General features: G+C 41.9%; 16 protein-coding genes and 2 pseudogenes. All 18 read left to right on the forward strand.

Annotation, left to right across the window (positions count from 1 at the left end):
• Positions 1-30: 30 nt before the first annotated feature.
• Entirely contained in the window at positions 31-1,776 is a 1,746-nt protein-coding gene (gene mltG / locus HT717_RS06785; protein WP_173304785.1) for an endolytic transglycosylase MltG, read from the forward strand.
• A 61-nt stretch (positions 1,777-1,837) separates the two neighbouring features.
• Positions 1,838-2,320 carry a transcription elongation factor GreA gene (greA, locus tag HT717_RS06790; protein ID WP_000818768.1) on the forward strand — a complete coding sequence of 161 codons (483 nt, stop codon included), beginning with the start codon at positions 1,838-1,840 and terminating at the stop codon, positions 2,318-2,320.
• Positions 2,321-2,395: 75 nt separating this feature from the next.
• Positions 2,396-3,760, forward strand: a complete 1,365-nt coding sequence (locus HT717_RS06795; protein ID WP_049540261.1) for an amino acid permease — start codon at positions 2,396-2,398, stop codon at positions 3,758-3,760.
• Between the two features lie 100 nt (positions 3,761-3,860).
• Positions 3,861-4,271, forward strand: coding sequence for a GNAT family N-acetyltransferase (locus tag HT717_RS06800; RefSeq protein ID WP_080982900.1), 411 nt, complete (start codon positions 3,861-3,863; stop codon positions 4,269-4,271).
• Positions 4,272-4,601: 330 nt separating this feature from the next.
• Positions 4,602-4,811 (forward strand): helix-turn-helix transcriptional regulator, encoded by a 210-nt coding sequence (locus HT717_RS06805; RefSeq protein ID WP_001107500.1) that lies wholly within the window; start codon positions 4,602-4,604, stop codon positions 4,809-4,811.
• Positions 4,801-5,289, forward strand: a complete 489-nt coding sequence (locus HT717_RS06810) for a DUF6773 family protein (RefSeq protein ID WP_049540263.1) — start codon at positions 4,801-4,803, stop codon at positions 5,287-5,289. The genes HT717_RS06805 and HT717_RS06810 overlap by 11 nt, the downstream gene beginning before the upstream one ends.
• Positions 5,290-5,404: 115 nt before the next feature.
• Entirely contained in the window at positions 5,405-6,865 is a 1,461-nt protein-coding gene (locus tag HT717_RS06815; RefSeq protein WP_049540266.1) for a nicotinate phosphoribosyltransferase, read from the forward strand.
• On the forward strand, positions 6,862-7,686 hold the full coding sequence (nadE, locus tag HT717_RS06820; protein ID WP_049540268.1) for an ammonia-dependent NAD(+) synthetase: 825 nt from the start codon (positions 6,862-6,864) through the stop codon (positions 7,684-7,686). The genes HT717_RS06815 and nadE overlap by 4 nt, the downstream gene beginning before the upstream one ends.
• Positions 7,687-7,792: 106 nt before the next feature.
• Positions 7,793-8,344, forward strand: a complete 552-nt coding sequence (locus HT717_RS06825; protein ID WP_173304787.1) for a GNAT family N-acetyltransferase — start codon at positions 7,793-7,795, stop codon at positions 8,342-8,344.
• Positions 8,345-8,483: 139 nt separating this feature from the next.
• Complete coding sequence (locus tag HT717_RS06830; protein WP_173304789.1) at positions 8,484-9,407, forward strand: Rpn family recombination-promoting nuclease/putative transposase; 924 nt, start codon at positions 8,484-8,486, stop codon at positions 9,405-9,407.
• A gap of 11 nt (positions 9,408-9,418) precedes the next feature.
• Positions 9,419-9,811 (forward strand): annotated as a pseudogene (locus HT717_RS06835) (hypothetical protein); the annotation flags it as partial.
• Positions 9,812-10,129: 318 nt separating this feature from the next.
• Complete coding sequence (gene ccdA2, locus HT717_RS06840; RefSeq protein ID WP_173304791.1) at positions 10,130-10,840, forward strand: thiol-disulfide oxidoreductase-associated membrane protein CcdA2; 711 nt, start codon at positions 10,130-10,132, stop codon at positions 10,838-10,840.
• Between the two features lie 13 nt (positions 10,841-10,853).
• Positions 10,854-11,417 carry a redoxin family protein gene (locus tag HT717_RS06845; protein WP_173304793.1) on the forward strand — a complete coding sequence of 188 codons (564 nt, stop codon included), beginning with the start codon at positions 10,854-10,856 and terminating at the stop codon, positions 11,415-11,417.
• A gap of 9 nt (positions 11,418-11,426) precedes the next feature.
• On the forward strand, positions 11,427-12,539 hold the full coding sequence (gene msrB, locus HT717_RS06850; RefSeq protein ID WP_153225987.1) for a peptide-methionine (R)-S-oxide reductase MsrB: 1,113 nt from the start codon (positions 11,427-11,429) through the stop codon (positions 12,537-12,539).
• 283 nt (positions 12,540-12,822) lie between these two features.
• Positions 12,823-13,560, forward strand: a complete 738-nt coding sequence (locus tag HT717_RS06855) for a response regulator transcription factor (RefSeq protein WP_061088241.1) — start codon at positions 12,823-12,825, stop codon at positions 13,558-13,560.
• Positions 13,557-15,248, forward strand: a complete 1,692-nt coding sequence (locus tag HT717_RS06860) for a sensor histidine kinase (protein WP_061088240.1) — start codon at positions 13,557-13,559, stop codon at positions 15,246-15,248. Before HT717_RS06855 ends, HT717_RS06860 begins: the two co-directional genes overlap by 4 nt.
• A gap of 114 nt (positions 15,249-15,362) precedes the next feature.
• Positions 15,363-15,926, forward strand: a complete 564-nt coding sequence (locus tag HT717_RS06865) for a TIGR01440 family protein (RefSeq protein WP_061088239.1) — start codon at positions 15,363-15,365, stop codon at positions 15,924-15,926.
• Between the two features lie 2 nt (positions 15,927-15,928).
• Positions 15,929-17,128, forward strand: a pseudogene (locus HT717_RS06870) (G5 domain-containing protein); the annotation flags it as partial.
• Between the last annotated feature and the right edge of the window lie 61 nt (positions 17,129-17,189).

The raw sequence follows: 17,189 nt of genomic DNA on the forward strand, positions 1-17,189 counted from the left end.
TTATGGATTGTCAACGAGGAGGATAAACTTTTGAGTGAAAAGCCAAGAGAAGACGAAAAATTAAGCTTTAAAGAGCAGATTTTACGTGATTTAGAACGCGTCAAAAAATATGAAGAAGATCAGGAAGAAGTTAATTTAGCTTCAATAAAACTCCAACTTTCTTCTAAAAATGATCAGTCAATAGAAGATTTGATGGAAGATTCTCTATCAGCTGTAGAGGATATTATGAGAAACGCTCCTACCGTGCCGACTCACCCCAGCCAAGATTTATCAGCTTCTCCATCAAATGAGATAAAAAGAGAAACTCTTACTGCTCCAAGCCATCCAAGTCAAGATGTTCCTTCTTCTCCCGCAGAAGAGGCTGTAAGACAAGCTCCACTTGCTCCAAGTCATCCGAGTCAAGAAGGACCTTCTGCTCCATCAGCTGAGGGAGTATCAAGACCAGTTTCAGGACCTGTTAGTCCTAGAAAAGTAGAAAAGGAATTTAATGAAATTCCAACAAGGGTAGCTGTTTCTTATAAGACAGAAGGGCAGAAAGAAGTAGTAAAAAAAGAAGTTCCTACTTCACAACCAGTAGTGGAAAAGAAAGCTGTAGAAGAAATGCCTGCAACTCCACGTCGTAGCCGTCGTGATACAGTTCAACCTACTAAGAAGAAAAAATCAGGATTCAAGGCCTTCTTCATTTCTCTACTTATTTTCTTAGGTTTGATTTCAGCAGGTGGTTACTTCGGTTATCAGTATGTTCAGTCATCTTTACAGCCTGTGGATGCTTCATCTAAACAATATGTGACAGTGCAAATCCCAGAAGGAGCCAATGTTCAAACAATTGGTTCAACTCTTGAAAAGTCTGGCTTGATTAAACATGGAGTGATTTTTGCTTTTTATGCGAAATATAAAAATTATTCAGATTTGAAGTCTGGCTATTACAATTTGCAAAAGAGTATGAGTACAGAAGACATCATCCACGAACTACAAAAAGGTGGAACAGCTGAAGCTCAAGAACCTGCGCTTGCGAATTTAACAATTCCAGAAGGTTATACGATTGATCAAATTGCACAAGCGGTAGGTCAATTGCAAGGTGACTTCAAAGAGCCTTTGACAGCGGATGCCTTTCTGGCAAAAGTTCAAGATGAGAACTTTATCAGCCAAGAAGTTGCCAAATATCCTAGTCTACTTGAAAGCTTGCCTACAAAGGAAAGTGGCGTTCGTTACCGTTTAGAAGGTTTCCTCTTCCCAGCTACATACTCTATCAAGGAAAGCACAACTATTGAAAGCTTGATTGATGAGATGCTGGCAGCTATGGATAAGACTTTGGCACCTCATTATAGTGCAATCAAGTCTAAAAATTTGACAGTCAATGAATTGTTGACGATTGCGTCACTTGTTGAAAAAGAAGGTGCTAAGACTGAAGATCGTAAGTTGATTGCAGGTGTATTCTACAATCGCTTGAATCTTGGTATGCCACTTCAAAGCAATATTGCCATCTTGTATGCCCAAGGAAAACTTGGTCAGAAGATTAGTCTTGCTGATGATGCTGGAATTGATACGACAATTAATTCACCGTATAATGTTTATACGAAAGCTGGTTTGATGCCAGGTCCAGTAGATAGTCCAAGTTTGGATGCCATTGAGGCAAGTATTAATCAGACTAAGAGTGATAACTTATATTTTGTAGCTAATGTTACAGATGGCAAGGTCTATTATGCTGCTACTCAGGAGGAGCATGATCGTAATGTCGCTGAACATGTCAACAGTAAATTAAACCAAACAAACTAAAATTATGTGATGTTTCACATAATTTTCTTTAGAAAATATTATCAGAAGAAAGTTGAGAAAAATGGCAGAAAAAACATATCCTATGACCCTTGAGGAAAAGGAAAAACTTGAAAAAGAATTAGAAGAATTGAAATTGGTCCGCCGACCAGAAGTGGTAGAACGCATTAAGATTGCCCGTTCATATGGTGACCTTTCTGAAAACAGTGAATACGAAGCAGCTAAGGATGAACAAGCCTTTGTCGAAGGACAAATCTCTAGCTTGGAAACAAAAATCCGTTACGCTGAAATCGTCAATAGCGACTCAGTTGCCCAAGACGAAGTAGCGATTGGTAAAACAGTCACTATCCAAGAAATTGGTGAGGACGAAGAAGAAGTTTATATTATCGTAGGTTCAGCAGGTGCAGATGCCTTTGCAGGTAAAGTCTCAAATGAAAGCCCAATCGGACAAGCCTTGATTGGTAAGAAAACAGGTGACACAGCAACCATTGAAACACCTGTTGGTAGCTATGATGTAAAAATCTTGAAGGTTGAAAAAACAGCCTAAAAACAGAAAAAAGGAGTGGGGAGGCAATGCGCTTCACTCACTCCTTTTTCCATTTTAAATTGAATTGGAGACGATATGAGTTCAAAGAAGAAAAAAAATAAGATGGAGCGTGGTCTGACTAATCGTCACGTGCAGGTTATGGCCATTGCTGGAACAATCGGAACAGGACTCTTTTTGGGAGCGGGTCGCTCTATCAGCCTAACAGGTCCTTCTATTGTACTGATTTATATGATTACTGGGGCTTTTATGTTCCTCATGATGCGTGCGGTTGGGGAAATGCTCTACCAAGACCCTGAGCAACATACCTTTATCAACTTTATCACGCGCCATTTGGGTAAGGGCTGGGGATATTTCTCTGTTTGGTCTTACTGGCTATCCGTTGTCTTTATCGGTATGGCGGAAATCACTGCTATCTCTCACTACGTTCAGTTTTGGTTCCCTAGCTGGCCAAGTTGGATGATTGAGATTGGATTTTTGACCATTCTAGCCTTGGTCAATCTGATTGCAGTTAAGCTCTTTGGGGAAGTTGAGTTTTGGTTTGCGATGGTTAAGATTGTGGCTATTTTAGCTATGATCGCCACAGGGGTCTTTATGGTCTTGACAGGCTTTAAGACACCTCATGGAGTAGCAAGTTTAGCAAATATTGCTGACAATTTCTCCCTCTTCCCAAATGGTGGAGTGAACTTTGTCATGGCCTTCCAGATGGTGTTCTTTGCCTACCTCATGATTGAATTTATCGGGGTTACAACTTCTGAAACCAAAAATCCACGTCAGGTCTTGCCGAAAGCCGTTAAGGAAATTCCTTTGCGTATCGCCTTTTTCTACGGTGGTGCCCTCTTAGCTATCATGGCTATCATTCCATGGCGTGAGCTTGCTTCTGCTGATTCTCCTTTTGTTACGGTATTTGAGTTAGCAGGTATCAAGTGGGCAGCAGCCTTGATTAACTTCGTCGTTTTGACATCAGCAGCCTCTGCCCTTAACTCGACCCTCTACTCAACAGGTCGTCATTTGTATCAGATTGCCCATGATTCGCCAAATCCATTCCTAAAAGCAATCAAGGCAGATACCCTTTCTCGTCATAACGTACCACAAAATGCCATTATTGCTTCAGCAATCTTAATTGCTCTGGCTGCCTTTATCAACGTTTTGCCAGGTGTTTCCGATGCCTTTGCCTTGATTACGGCATCGTCGTCAGGTGTCTATATCGCCATCTATATCTTGATCATGGTGGCCCACCTTAAGTATCGCAAGTCACAGGACTTTATGGCGGATGGCTACCTCATGCCCCATTATCGTTTCCTAAATCCTTTAACAATGCTCTTCTTTGCCTTTGTCTTTGTAACCCTCTTTTTACAAGAGTCTACCTTTGTAGGAGCAATCGGATCAGCTATCTGGATTATCGGTTTCGGGATTTATAGCCAGTGGAAATTTAGAAAATAGATTTGAAACTCATCAACTCAGGTTGGTGGGTTTTTGCTAGTTTGACAGTCTATTGAAATAAGATTATAATCAAGCTGTAACAGTGTTTAAGGAGATTTAGATGTACTTTAGATTGGAAAATAAGGAATCCCAGAAGGCGCAAGAAATTGGGAATTTGATTCGTGCTTATAACCGTTCCAAAAGAGAAGAGGCTGAAAGTGAGCCACTTAATCTTTATGTCGAAGATGAAAAGGGCAATCTTCTGGCAGGTTTTATAGCAGAGACTTTTGGAAATTGGCTAGAAATCGAGTATTTATTTGTAAAAGAGGAACTGAGAGGGCAAGGAATTGGTTCAAAACTATTGCAGAAAGCAGAAAATGAAGCCAAGAATCGAAATTGTCGTTTTGCTTTTGTCAACACTTACCAGTTCCAAGCACCAGACTTTTATCAGAAGCATGGATACAAGGAAGTCTTTGCTTTGCAAGACTATCCCTACACAGGGCAAAGATTTTATTACCAAAAGGATTTGTAAGGAGAATAAAGCAAAGAGGGGAGTTTGACATAAGTCTCGATAAATACCGGTTAAATCCTACAAATTGTGTGTTTCTAGACGATATTGAGGACAATGCAATCGTAGCTGAGAAGGTGGGAATCAAGGTCTATCAGGTTAAGAAAAAAAGTGATGTCATCGAAATTTTGAAATCCTATATTTAAACTCCAAACTCTCTATCTTTTTGTGGTAGAGAGTTTTTTTGTTAACAAAATATTACAAAATGACAGTTATATATTGCATTAAGTTAGATATATGATATAATAATGTTAAAAAGAGGCGCAACTTTTTAAAACTATAAGGAGGACGCAGGTGGCTAAAAATTTAAAATTAAAATTAGCTCGTGTGGAGCTTGATTTAACACAAGGTCAACTGGCGGAGGCTGTCGGAGTGACGCGCCAGACTATTGGTTTGATAGAGGCGGGAAAATACAATCCCAGTCTCTCGCTCTGCCAGTCCATTTGCAGATGTTTAGGGAAAACTCTAGACCAACTATTTTGGGAGGAAGAAGATGGTAAATAAATTCATTCATTATCAATTACTTGACGAGAGAGAAGAACAACTAATCAATAAAGCAGGTTCTGAAAGTTTCTATATCTGCATCGCTTTGTCGCTCCTATCTTATATCATTTCAGTATTAGCACCAAGCCTTTTTAATTCTAATATGCTGCTCATCGTTATCATCATAGGGACATTTTATTTTTTCAACCGTGCTCGAAATCTGGGAGTGACCTATTATAGCCGATTTCATTTTACGATTTTGGGTTGTTTTTTCCTAACCTTGGCGATTACAACTCTCTTGATGTTTCAGAATTATCAATTTAATATCGAAATTTATCAGCATAATCCTTTGAACGTTAAATACTTGTCTGCTTGGGTCATTACTTATGTCATTTACCTTCCTTGGGTTTTTATTGGCAATCTTGGTCTGAAGAGTTATGGCGAATGGGCCCAGAAAAAATTTGAGCAAGATATGGATGAACTGGAGAGTGGAGAATAGCTTGTTACTCTTTTCTCAATCCAGCTAAAATGTGATATAATAGTACTAATTTATTGGAATACATGAAAGTTCTTGAAAATTTTCATGTATTTCTAGCTAAGAAAGTAGGAAAAGTATGTATCCAGATGATAGTTTGACATTGCACACGGACTTGTACCAGATTAATATGATGCAGGTTTACTTTGACCAAGGGATTCACAATAAGAAGGCAGTTTTTGAGGTTTATTTCCGCCAACAGCCTTTTAAAAATGGCTATGCGGTTTTTGCTGGTTTGGAAAGAATTGTGAACTATCTTGAAGACTTGCGTTTTTCTGAGAGTGATATTGCCTATTTGGAGTCGCTTGGCTATCACGGGGCATTCTTGGACTACCTCCGCAATTTCAAGTTGGAGTTGACGGTTCGTTCTGCCCAAGAAGGGGATTTGGTTTTTGCTAATGAACCGATTGTGCAGGTGGAAGGTCCTCTAGCCCAATGTCAGTTGGTCGAAACAGCCCTTTTGAACATCGTTAACTACCAGACCTTGGTGGCTACTAAGGCAGCACGTATTCGTTCGGTCATCGAAGATGAACCTTTGATGGAGTTTGGAACACGTCGTGCGCAAGAGATGGATGCGGCTATCTGGGGAACACGCGCAGCGGTGATTGGTGGCGCCAATGGAACCAGCAATGTGCGTGCAGGTAAACTCTTTGACATTCCTGTTTTGGGGACACATGCCCATGCTTTGGTACAGGTTTATGGTAACGACTATGAAGCTTTCAAAGCTTACGCCTCAACCCACAAAAACTGTGTCTTTCTTGTGGATACCTATGACACTCTGCGTATCGGTGTGCCAGCTGCCATTCAGGTGGCGCGTGAGCTGGGTGACCAGATTAACTTTATGGGTGTGCGTATTGACTCTGGGGATATTGCCTACATTTCTAAGAAAGTCCGTCAGCAACTGGACGAGGCTGGATTTACAGAGGCTAAGATTTATGCTTCTAATGATTTGGACGAAAATACCATCCTCAACCTCAAGATGCAAAAGGCCAAGATTGATGTCTGGGGTGTGGGAACCAAGCTGATTACAGCCTATGACCAGCCAGCTCTTGGGGCAGTTTACAAGATTGTTGCCATCGAAGATGAAAATGGCCAGATGCGCAACACCATCAAGCTGTCAAATAATGCGGAAAAAGTGTCTACGCCAGGTAAGAAGCAGGTGTGGCGCATTACCAGTCGTGAAAAAGGCAAGTCAGAAGGCAATTATATTACTTATGATGGCGTAGATGTTGCCAGCATGACAGAAATCAAGATGTTCCATCCGACTTATACCTACATCAAGAAGACGGTTCGTAATTTTGACGCTGTTCCTCTCTTGGTGGATATTTTCAAGGACGGGAAATTGATTTACAACTTGCCTAGCTTGACTGAGATTCAGGCTTATGCCCGTAAGGAATTTGACAAGCTTTGGGATGAGTACAAGCGCGTGCTCAATCCGCAGCATTATCCAGTGGATTTGGCGCGTGATGTATGGCAAGACAAGATGGATTTGATTGACAAGATGCGTAAGGAAGCCCTTGGTGAAGGAGAAGAAGAATGAGTTTGCAAGAAACGATTATCCAAGAACTGGGCGTGAAACCAGTGATTGATGCCCAGGAAGAAATCCGTCGTTCTATTGATTTCTTAAAGAGATACCTGAAAAAACATCCTTTCCTAAAAACCTTTGTACTAGGAATTTCTGGAGGTCAGGACTCAACCTTGGCAGGTCGATTGGCTCAATTAGCTATGGAAGAACTGCGAGCAGAGACAGGAGATGACAACTACAAATTTATCGCTGTCCGCCTGCCATACGGAGTGCAAGCTGATGAAGCAGATGCTCAAAAAGCCCTAGCCTTTATCAAGCCTGATGTCAGTTTAGTTGTCAATATCAAGGAATCAGCTGACGCAATGACTGCAGCAGTTGAAGCGACAGGAAGCCCTGTTTCAGATTTCAACAAGGGCAATATCAAGGCACGTTGCCGTATGATTGCTCAGTATGCCCTAGCAGGTGCCCATAGCGGAGCGGTTATTGGAACAGACCATGCTGCAGAAAATATCACAGGCTTCTTTACCAAGTTTGGTGACGGTGGTGCAGATATTTTACCCCTGTTCCGCCTCAATAAACGCCAAGGAAAACAACTATTGAAGGAACTTGGTGCAGACCCAGCCCTTTATGAAAAAATCCCAACAGCAGACCTAGAAGAAGACAAACCAGGCCTAGCTGATGAAGTTGCACTTGGAGTTACCTATGAGGAGATTGACGACTACTTAGAAGGCAAAACAATCAGCCCAGAAGCCCAAGCAAGAATTGAAAACTGGTGGCACAAAGGCCAACATAAACGCCACTTACCTATCACCATATTTGATGACTTTTGGGAGTAAAAAGGTCCGGGGGACCTTTTTAGCTTATTACCTTGAAATTCAACAGCAAAACAAGTTTCAATGAATCTTGGACAGAGAATCATCTAATAGAAAGCGAGGTAGCGTCATGAAAGCAATCGGTATGCAAATCTTGCAGACAGACCGTTTGATCTTGAGAAGATTTGTGGAGAGTGATGCGGAAGCCATGTTTCAAAATTGGGCTTCGTCTGCTGAGAATCTAACCTACGTCACTTGGGATCCCCATCCTGATGTCGAGGTCACTCGGAACTCGATTCGTAATTGGATTGCCTCCTATACAAATCCCAACTATTACAAATGGGCCATTTGTCCCAAAGAAGACCCAGAGCAAGTGATTGGAGATATCAGTATCGTTAAGATGGATGAGGATGATTCAAGTTGTGAAATTGGCTATGTTTTAGGAAAAAACTATTGGGGTCAAGGTCTTATGACAGAGGCCTTGAAAGCTGTGTTGAACTTTTGTTTTACTCAAGCAGGTTTTCAAAAAGTCAAAGCTCGATATGCCAGTCTCAATCCAGCTTCAGGTCGTGTCATGGAAAAAGCGGGAATGTCCTATCTAAAAACTGTTGCAAATGGGGTGGAGAGAAAAGGCTATCTTGCGGATCTCATTTATTATCAGGTAAACAGGGAAGACTGTTAAGCTTAAAATTTATTGCTTATCCGCTGATCTTATTTTTTATTTACTATTTCATATATCCTCTCTTTTCCGAATAAATAGATAGTAGCAATGAATCTAGTAAACCTAGATTTAAAAATGTGCTATAATGAAAGGAGGAAGTATGACTGTACGTCATCCGGGCATCAGCCCGACCAATGATTTGGTAGCTAAGAAGATTTTCAGCAATCCAGAAATCACTTGTCAATTTATTCGCGATATGCTGGACTTGCCAGCAAAAAATGTGACCATTTTGGAGGGAAGCAATATTCATGTCTTACCTTCTCTGCCCTACTCGGCTCAGGATTTTTACACTAGTATAGACGTCTTGGCGGAGTTGGATAATGGGACACAGGTTATTATCGAGATTCAGGTACATCATCAGAATTTTTTCATCAATCGTTTGTGGGCTTACCTGTGCAGTCAGGTCAATCAAAACCTAGAAAAAATTCGCCAACGTGAAGGTGATACACACCAGAGCTACAAACACATCTCACCAGTATACGCTATCGCAATTGTGGATAGCAATTATTTCTCAGATGATCTGGCTTTTCATAGCTTTAGCATGAGAGAGGATATGACTGGTGAGGTTTTAACCATCACAAACAATGGACAAGAAAACCATCTGGTCAAGATGGCATTCTTGGAATTAAAAAAATATAGAGAAACCAGCAAAGACGAGGTTCGCAAGCCGTGGTTGGAGTTTTTTGGCAACAAGCCCTTTACCCAGCAACCCGAGCGAGTCATCATCCAGGCAGACCAACTGCTAGACTATAAAAGCTGGTCCGAGGAGGACAGGAAGATGTTTAGCCAACTACGTATGCGAGAAGAACAAGCCTTGTTAGCACAGGATTATGCCTTGGAACAAGCTGAAGAAAGAGGATTAGAACGTGGTCTTGAACGTGGGCGTGCTGAGGGTCTGGAACAAGGTTTAGAGCGTGGGCAACTGCTTGCTTTTTTAGATATGGTTCGCCAACATCTTTTAACAGCTGAGGTTGCGAGTGATCAATTGGGCATGACCGTCGCTGAGTTTGAGGCGTTATTGTAAAGACCAGCACTAACGGTCAGGAAAACCATTTAGTTAAGATGGCATTCTTGGAACTAAAAAAATATAGAGAAACCAGCAAAGACGAGGTTCGCAAGCCGTGGTTGGAGTTTTTCGGTAACAAGCCCTTTACCCAAGAAACCGAGCGAGCTATCAGCCAGGCAGACCAACTGCTGGACTATAAGAGCTGGTCCGAGGAGGACAGGAAAATGTTTAGTGAACAACGCAGACGCGAAGAACAAGCCTTGTTAGCGCAGGACTATGCCTTGGAAACTGCTAGGGCAGAAGGTATTGAACAGGGACTAAAAAAAGGGTTAGTAAATCTTGTTCGCCAGCATCTTTTAACAGCAGAGGTTGCGAGTGAGCAATTAGGCATGACCGTCGCTGAGTTTGAGGCACTATTGTAAGAACTTCACAATAATGGCATTCTTGGAACTAAAAAATACAGAGAAACCAGCAAAGACGAGGTTCGCAAAGCGTGGTTGGAGTTTTTGTAAATCAATAAATCAATGACAGATTTTTCCGCGATAGATGGAAGAATCTGTTTTTTAGTTTACTAGATGTTGGCTCGAAAACGTAAGATAGCTTACCCTTTTACTCATGTTTTTTTGATTTATTTGAAGTATAATCTGATTAAATTCCTATTTTTCCCTATCATTGTCCCTGTTTTTTCTGGAGTTTTGGGGCTATAATAGTTCTATCAAATCAAAGAATGGAGGAAGGCAATGGATAATATAATCTTTTTTATCAGTGTTTTTCTTGCTGGAATTCTTTCCTTCTTTTCTCCTTGTATTTTACCCTTGTTACCGGTCTATGCAGGGGTCTTACTGGATGACAAAGATGGTGCTCAGGATTCTAGCGGAAAATTGTCAATCTCAGTTGTTAGTTTATTGCGAACTTTGGCCTTTATAGCGGGGATTTCCTTTGTTTTTATCTTACTAGGCTATGGAGCTGGTTTTTTAGGCAATTTGCTATATGCTTCTTGGTTTCAGTATGTGACGGGTGCGGTTATCATTCTCTTGGGCTTGCACCAGATGGAAGTCTTACATTTGCAGGGACTCTACAAGGAAAAAAGACTACAACTACAGAGACAGGGGCAAAAGGGTAAGGGCTATAGTCAGGCATTTTTACTGGGATTGACCTTTAGTTTTGCTTGGACGCCATGTGTGGGGCCGGTTCTGGGGTCTGTTTTAGCCTTGGCGGCTTCAGGTGGTTCAGGTGCTTGGCAGGGAGCTGGTCTCATGTTGATTTACACGCTGGGTTTGGCGCTACCATTTTTGGTTCTAGCTCTTGCCTCGAGCTATGTTTTGAAACATTTCCGAAAACTCCATCCTTACCTCGGAACCCTCAAAAAAGTGGGTGGTTTCCTCATTATCGCGATGGGAATCTTGGTGCTTTTGGGAAATGCTTCCATTTTGACTACATTATTTGAATAGAGAGGAAAAAGAAATGAAAAAATGGCAAACATGTCTCCTTGGAGTAGGCTCAATCTGTTGTTTGGCAGCCTGTTCGGCTAAAAATATGTCAGACCAATCTACTATGAAGGAGCAAACAAAAACAGAACAAGTCAGTTCACAAACTGCTACTAAAGGTCAGGCAGTCGCTGATTTCGAACTGACAGGAGTAGATGGCAAGACCTATCGCTTGTCTGATTACAAGGGCAAGAAAGTCTATCTCAAATTCTGGGCTTCTTGGTGTTCCATCTGTCTAGCTAGCCTTCCAGATACGGACGAAATCGCTAAAGAAGCTGGTGATGACTATGTAGTTTTGACAGTGGTCTCTCCTGGACACAAGGGGGAACAAGCTGAAGCAGAATTTAAGAACTGGTACAAGGGCTTGGATTATAAAAATTTCCCAGTTTTAATTGATCCATCAGGCAAACTCTTGGAAAGTTATGGTGTCCGTTCTTACCCAACTCAAGCCTTTATAGACAAGGAAGGCAAGCTGGTCAAAACACAACCAGGTTTTATGGATAAGGATATGATTTTAAAAGAATTGAAAGAAATGGGGTAGAGAAAGGTCATGAATGATAAAGTAAAATTGTTTGTCTTGGCAGGGATCTTTTTCCTAGCCATAACCGGTTTCTATTTTCTATTGATGCGAAATGCAGGGCAGACAGATAGCTCTCAAATTGAGAAAGCGGCAGTTAGCCAAGGAGGAAAAACAGTGAAAAAAACAGAAATTAGTAAAGATGCAGACTTGCACGAAATTTATCTAGCTGGGGGATGTTTCTGGGGAGTGGAGGAATACTTCTCACGCGTGCCTGGAGTGACAGATGCCGTTTCAGGCTATGCAAATGGTAGAGGGGAAACAACCAAGTACGAATTGATCAATCAAACAGGGCATGCGGAGACTGTCCATGTCACCTATGATGCCAAGCAAATTTCCCTCAAGGAAATCTTGCTTCATTACTTCCGCATTATCAATCCAACTAGCAAAAATAAACAAGGAAATGATGTGGGGACCCAGTACCGTACCGGTGTTTATTACACAGATGACAAGGATTTGGAAGTGATCAATCAAGTCTTTGATGAGGTGACTAAGAAATATGACCAACCTCTGGCAGTTGAAAAGGAGCCCTTGAAGAATTTTGTGGTGGCTGAGGATTATCACCAAGACTACCTCAAGAAAAATCCAAATGGCTACTGTCATATCAATGTCAATCAGGCTGCTTATCCCGTCATCGATGCCAGCAAATATCCTAAGCCAAGTGATGAGGAATTGAAAAAGACCTTGTCACCTGAGGAGTATGCAGTCACCCAGAAAAATCAAACAGAACGCGCTTTTTCAAACCGCTACTGGGATAAATTTGAATCCGGTATCTATGTGGATGTAGCAACTGGCGAACCCCTCTTTTCATCAAAGGACAAGTTTGAGTCTGGTTGCGGTTGGCCTAGTTTTACCCAACCCATCAGTCCAGATGTTGCCACCTACAAAGAAGACAAGTCTTACAATATGACGCGCATGGAAGTGAGAAGCCGAGTTGGAGATTCTCACCTTGGCCATGTCTTTACGGACGGCCCACAGGACAAGGGTGGCTTGCGCTACTGTATCAATAGTCTTTCCATCCGCTTTATTCCTAAAGACCAAATGGAAGAAAAAGGATATGCTTATTTACTAGATTATGTCGATTAATACTCTTCGAAAATCAAATTAAAACCACGTCAGCGTCGCCTTACCGTGGGTAGGGTTGAGACTGGGCAAAAACTCAATTTGAGGAGAAAATAAAGCAAATTTTCTAATTTAAAAGCCTTTTTGCCCAGTATCTCTATCTACAACCTCAAAGCAGTGCTTTGAGCAAACTGCGGCTAACTTCCTAGTTTTCTTTTTGATTTTCATTGAGTATAAGAGGGCTTTCCTAAGCAGTTAGAGGAGAATTTTGCTATACTGATACTAGTAAGTGACAAAGGAGCAGAGCATGACCTACACAATCTTAATCGTAGAAGATGAATATCTGGTGAGACAAGGCTTGACCAACTTAGTCAATGTAGCAGCCTACGATATGGAAATCATCGGTCAGGCTGAAAATGGAAGGCAGGCTTGGGACTTGATTCAAAAGCAGGTGCCAGATATCATTTTAACCGATATCAACATGCCTCAGCTAAACGGCATCCAGTTGGCCAGTCTTGTACGAGAAACCTATCCTCAGGTGCATCTAGTTTTTTTGACAGGCTACGATGATTTTGATTATGCCTTGTCTGCTGTCAAACTCGGTGTGGATGACTACCTGCTCAAGCCCTTTTCCCGTCAGGACATTGAGGAGATGTTGGGGAAAATCAAGCAAAAACTAGACAAGGAAGAAAAGGAAGAGCAGTTACAAGATTTATTGACCGATAAGTTTGAGGGAAACCTGGCTCAGAAAATCCACTCCCATCTGGCTGATAGCCAATTTAGTTTAAAGTCTTTGGCCAGTGACTTGGGCTTTAGTCCGACTTATCTGAGCTCCTTGATTAAGAAAGAGTTGGGGCTGCCTTTTCAGGATTATTTGGTAAGAGAGCGTGTCAAACAAGCCAAACTCTTGCTTCTGACCACAGATTTAAAGATTTATGAGATAGCCGAAAAGGTTGGCTTTGAAGATATGAACTACTTTACCCAACGTTTTAAACAGATTGCAGGTGTGACTCCTCGTCAGTTTAAGAAGGGGGAAGGTCGATGAAGCGTTCTTCTCTACTAGTCAGAATGGTTATTTCCATCTTTCTGGTTTTTCTCATTCTCCTAGCTCTGGTTGGGACTTTCTACTATCAATCTAGTTCATCAGCTATTGAGGCCACTATTGAGGGCAATAGTCAAACGACTATCAGCCAGACTAGTCACTTTATTCAGTCTTATATAAAAAAATTAGAAACAACCTCGACCAGTTTGACCCAGCAGATGGATCTCTTAGCCTATGCTGAGAATCCTAGTCAAGACAAGGTCAAGGGAATTCGAGATCTATTTTTGACTATCTTGAAGGCAGACCAGGACTTGAAAACGGTGGTACTGGTAACCAAATCTGGTCAGGTCATTTCTACAGATGATAGTGTGCAGATGAAAACCTCCTCAGATATGATGGCTGAAGATTGGTATCAAAAGGCCATTCATCAGGGTGCTATGCCCGTTTTGACTCCGGCTCGTAAATCGGATAGTCAGTGGGTTATTTCTGTCACTCAAGAACTGGTTGATGCAAAGGGGGCCAATCTTGGCGTTCTTCGTTTGGATATTTCCTACGAAACTCTGGAAGCCTATCTCAACCAGCTCCAGTTGGGTCAGCAGGGCTTTGCCTTTATCATCAATGAAAACCATGAATTTGTCTACCATCCTCAACACACAGTTTATAGTTCATCTAGCGAAATGGAGGCCATGAAACCTTACATTGAGACGGGACAGGGTTATACTCCTGGCTACAAATCCTACGTCAGTCAGGAACAGATTGCTGGAACTGATTGGACGGTTATAGGAGTGTCTTCGCTGGAAAAGTTAGACCAGGTTCGGAGTCAACTCTTGTGGACCTTGCTTGGGGCTAGTGTCACATCTCTTCTTACCTGCCTCTGCTTGGTGTGGTTCAGTCTCAAGCGTTGGATTGCTCCTTTGAAGGATTTGAGAGAAACCATGCTGGAAATTGCTTCTGGTGCTCAAAATCTTCGTGCCAAGGAAGTTGGTGCCTATGAACTGAGAGAAGTGACTCGCCAATTTAATGCCATGTTGGATCAGATTGATCAGCTCATGGCAGATATTCGTAGCCAGGAAGAAACGACCCGTCAGTACCAACTTCAAGCCCTTTCGAGCCAGATTAATCCACATTTCCTCTATAACACCTTGGATACCATCATTTGGATGGCTGAATTTCAGGATAGTCAGCGAGTGGTGCAGGTGACAAAGTCTTTGGCAACCTATTTCCGCTTGGCACTTAATCAAGGCAAGGATTTAATTTGCCTGTCTGATGAAATCAATCATGTCCGCCAGTATCTCTTTATCCAGAAACAACGCTATGGAGATAAACTGGAATACGAGATTGAGGAAAATCCTGCCTTTGCTAATCTAGTCTTGCCTAAGCTGGTCCTACAACCCCTTGTAGAAAATGCTCTTTACCATGGCATTAAGGAAAAGGAAGGTCAGGGCCATATTAAACTTTCTGTCCAGAAACAGGATTCAGGATTGGTCATCCGTATTGAGGATGATGGAGTTGGCTTCCAAGATGCTGGAGATAGTAGTCAAAGTCAACTCAAACGTGGGGGAGTCGGTCTTCAAAATGTTGACCAACGGCTCAAACTTCATTTTGGAGAACATTACCAGATGAAGATTGATTCTACACCCGACAAAGGAACGACGGTTGAAATATACATAAATAGAATAGAAACTAGCTAACTCCCGGTCAATTCTGGGAGTTTTATGCGTAATTGAGCAAGCTTTCTAGGTTGTCTATCTTGCTAAAAACAAGAAAAAACGATATGATAGATAATGACAAAAGAGGTATCAAGTATGAAGGAAAAAGACATTCAAAGAGAAACAAGCCAGATTGTAAAAGATGTATTAGAAAAGGCCAATTTGAAGCAAGGATCTATCTTTGTTTTGGGCCTTTCTTCTAGTGAGGTGATAGGTGGCCAGATTGGTAAGGAATCCAGCCAAGAAATTGGCGAAATCATTGTGAAGACCATTCTAGATATCCTAGAGGAAAAAGGAATTCATCTAGCTGTTCAAGGCTGTGAACATGTCAATCGGGCTCTCGTTGTTGAACGTCAGGTTGCAGAGCAGTTTAGTCTGGAAATGGTCAGTGTCCTTCCTACCCTTCATGCAGGAGGTTCGGGTCAATTGGCAGCCTTCAAGTTTATGCAGGATCCAGTTGAGGTTGAATTTATCAAGGCCCATGCTGGATTGGATATCGGAGACACTGCAATTGGCATGCATGTTAAGCATGTTCAGGTTCCGATTCGCCCTCTTTTGAGAGAGATTGGTCATGCCCACGTAACGGCGTTGGCTAGTCGTCCAAAATTAATTGGAGGTGCACGTGCGCACTATCCGCAAGATTCTATTAGAAAGTCGTGAAAATGAGAAAAACAAAACAGCAACTAGAAAAAATCACAAAATATTCGATTCGTAAGCTAACTGTTGGGGTAGGTCCTGTAGCCATCGGGGCCTTCCTTTTTGGTGCTAGTCCCCTTTCAGTAGACAAAGTTCAAGCCAATGAAGTTGGTGGTGCTCATAGCGTTCATTACCGTTATTTGGCGGAGCAGGAATTGACCGAGTCTGAAAAAGCCCTGATTCATCATGAGGTTCCAACAGAATTTCAAGATGAAGATATTCTTTATGTAGTTTATCGCAAGAAAGCAACTAACAGTCAACAACTTCCTTACACAGGAAGTAAGGAGCTAGCTCTAGCAGGCCTTGGCTTGGCAACCGCCTCGTTAGCAGTCTTTTTAGTGTCTAAAAAAGGTCGCAAAGAAGTTCTAGGTGTTCTCTTGATTGGTTCTTTAGGAGCTAGCACCTTTGTACCTTATGGGACATTTGCATTTGAAAATAAAGAATTACTTTCTTATAACCAAACTATTTCAGCTTCTACACATGAAGGCTTGGCTGAAGGGATTATCCACATTGATGGTTATGAGTACATTGGATACTTTAAGGAAGCAGATCTTCATCCATCAAGACCAGCTTCAGCTGAACAGCCTCAGTTGCCAGTAGAGAAGCAAAATTCAAAAGAAAATGAGAAAACTGAAGTTGTTCAAGAAAGAGCTGCGGTTACTCCAGAGACTGTCATCGAAAAACCTGTAGTAGAGAATTCAGTTGCTCCTGCTGTTGAAGAAAAACCAGTTTCTGAGAAGTTTCAGGCTAAACAGGAAGAGAGCTTGGTAGAAATTCCTTTTGAAACGGTCACAAGTTCAGATGCGAATCTAGCAGAAGGACAGACTCGTATCGTCACAGCTGGAGTCAATGGTCAGCGTCGCCTTGTAACCAAAGTTTCGATAGTTAATGGTCAAGAAGTTAGAGAAGTCATTGAAGACCAAGTGGTTCAAAATCCTGTATCGCAAGTCATTGCGGTTGGAACTAAGAAAGAGGTACAACCTGCCCCAACTCCAGTACCACAAACTGAACCGAGCCACCAAGTAGCTAAAGGAACTCAAGAGGTAGGTAAGGAAGGTCAATCCTTAACACAACCTGAACTACCAGAAGCTATAGTAGAATCTAAAGGAACCCAAGAGGTAGGTAAGGAAGGTCAATCCTTAACACAACCTGAACTACCAGAAGCAGAGCAATAGGGCATCGATTAAGGAAACAGTGTCGTACATGGAGAAGGACTACGCGTGCACA

The sequence above is a fragment of the Streptococcus sp. 959 genome (assembly GCF_013277075.1).
GTDB classification, from domain to species: domain Bacteria; phylum Bacillota; class Bacilli; order Lactobacillales; family Streptococcaceae; genus Streptococcus; species Streptococcus pseudopneumoniae_C.

Bases quoted from the DNA above. Each gene is read 5' to 3' on its own strand.
- greA (WP_000818768.1), top strand. From the start codon at position 1,838: ATGGCAGAAAAAACATATCCTATGACCCTTGAGGAAAAGGAAAAACTT.
- HT717_RS06795 (WP_049540261.1), top strand. From the start codon at position 2,396: ATGAGTTCAAAGAAGAAAAAAAATAAGATGGAGCGTGGTCTGACTAAT.
- HT717_RS06800 (WP_080982900.1), top strand. From the start codon at position 3,861: ATGTACTTTAGATTGGAAAATAAGGAATCCCAGAAGGCGCAAGAAATT.
- HT717_RS06810 (WP_049540263.1), top strand. From the start codon at position 4,801: ATGGTAAATAAATTCATTCATTATCAATTACTTGACGAGAGAGAAGAA.
- HT717_RS06815 (WP_049540266.1), top strand. From the start codon at position 5,405: ATGTATCCAGATGATAGTTTGACATTGCACACGGACTTGTACCAGATT.
- nadE (WP_049540268.1), top strand. From the start codon at position 6,862: ATGAGTTTGCAAGAAACGATTATCCAAGAACTGGGCGTGAAACCAGTG.
- HT717_RS06825 (WP_173304787.1), top strand. From the start codon at position 7,793: ATGAAAGCAATCGGTATGCAAATCTTGCAGACAGACCGTTTGATCTTG.
- HT717_RS06830 (WP_173304789.1), top strand. From the start codon at position 8,484: ATGACTGTACGTCATCCGGGCATCAGCCCGACCAATGATTTGGTAGCT.
- ccdA2 (WP_173304791.1), top strand. From the start codon at position 10,130: ATGGATAATATAATCTTTTTTATCAGTGTTTTTCTTGCTGGAATTCTT.
- HT717_RS06845 (WP_173304793.1), top strand. From the start codon at position 10,854: ATGAAAAAATGGCAAACATGTCTCCTTGGAGTAGGCTCAATCTGTTGT.
- msrB (WP_153225987.1), top strand. From the start codon at position 11,427: ATGAATGATAAAGTAAAATTGTTTGTCTTGGCAGGGATCTTTTTCCTA.
- HT717_RS06855 (WP_061088241.1), top strand. From the start codon at position 12,823: ATGACCTACACAATCTTAATCGTAGAAGATGAATATCTGGTGAGACAA.
- HT717_RS06860 (WP_061088240.1), top strand. From the start codon at position 13,557: ATGAAGCGTTCTTCTCTACTAGTCAGAATGGTTATTTCCATCTTTCTG.
- HT717_RS06865 (WP_061088239.1), top strand. From the start codon at position 15,363: ATGAAGGAAAAAGACATTCAAAGAGAAACAAGCCAGATTGTAAAAGAT.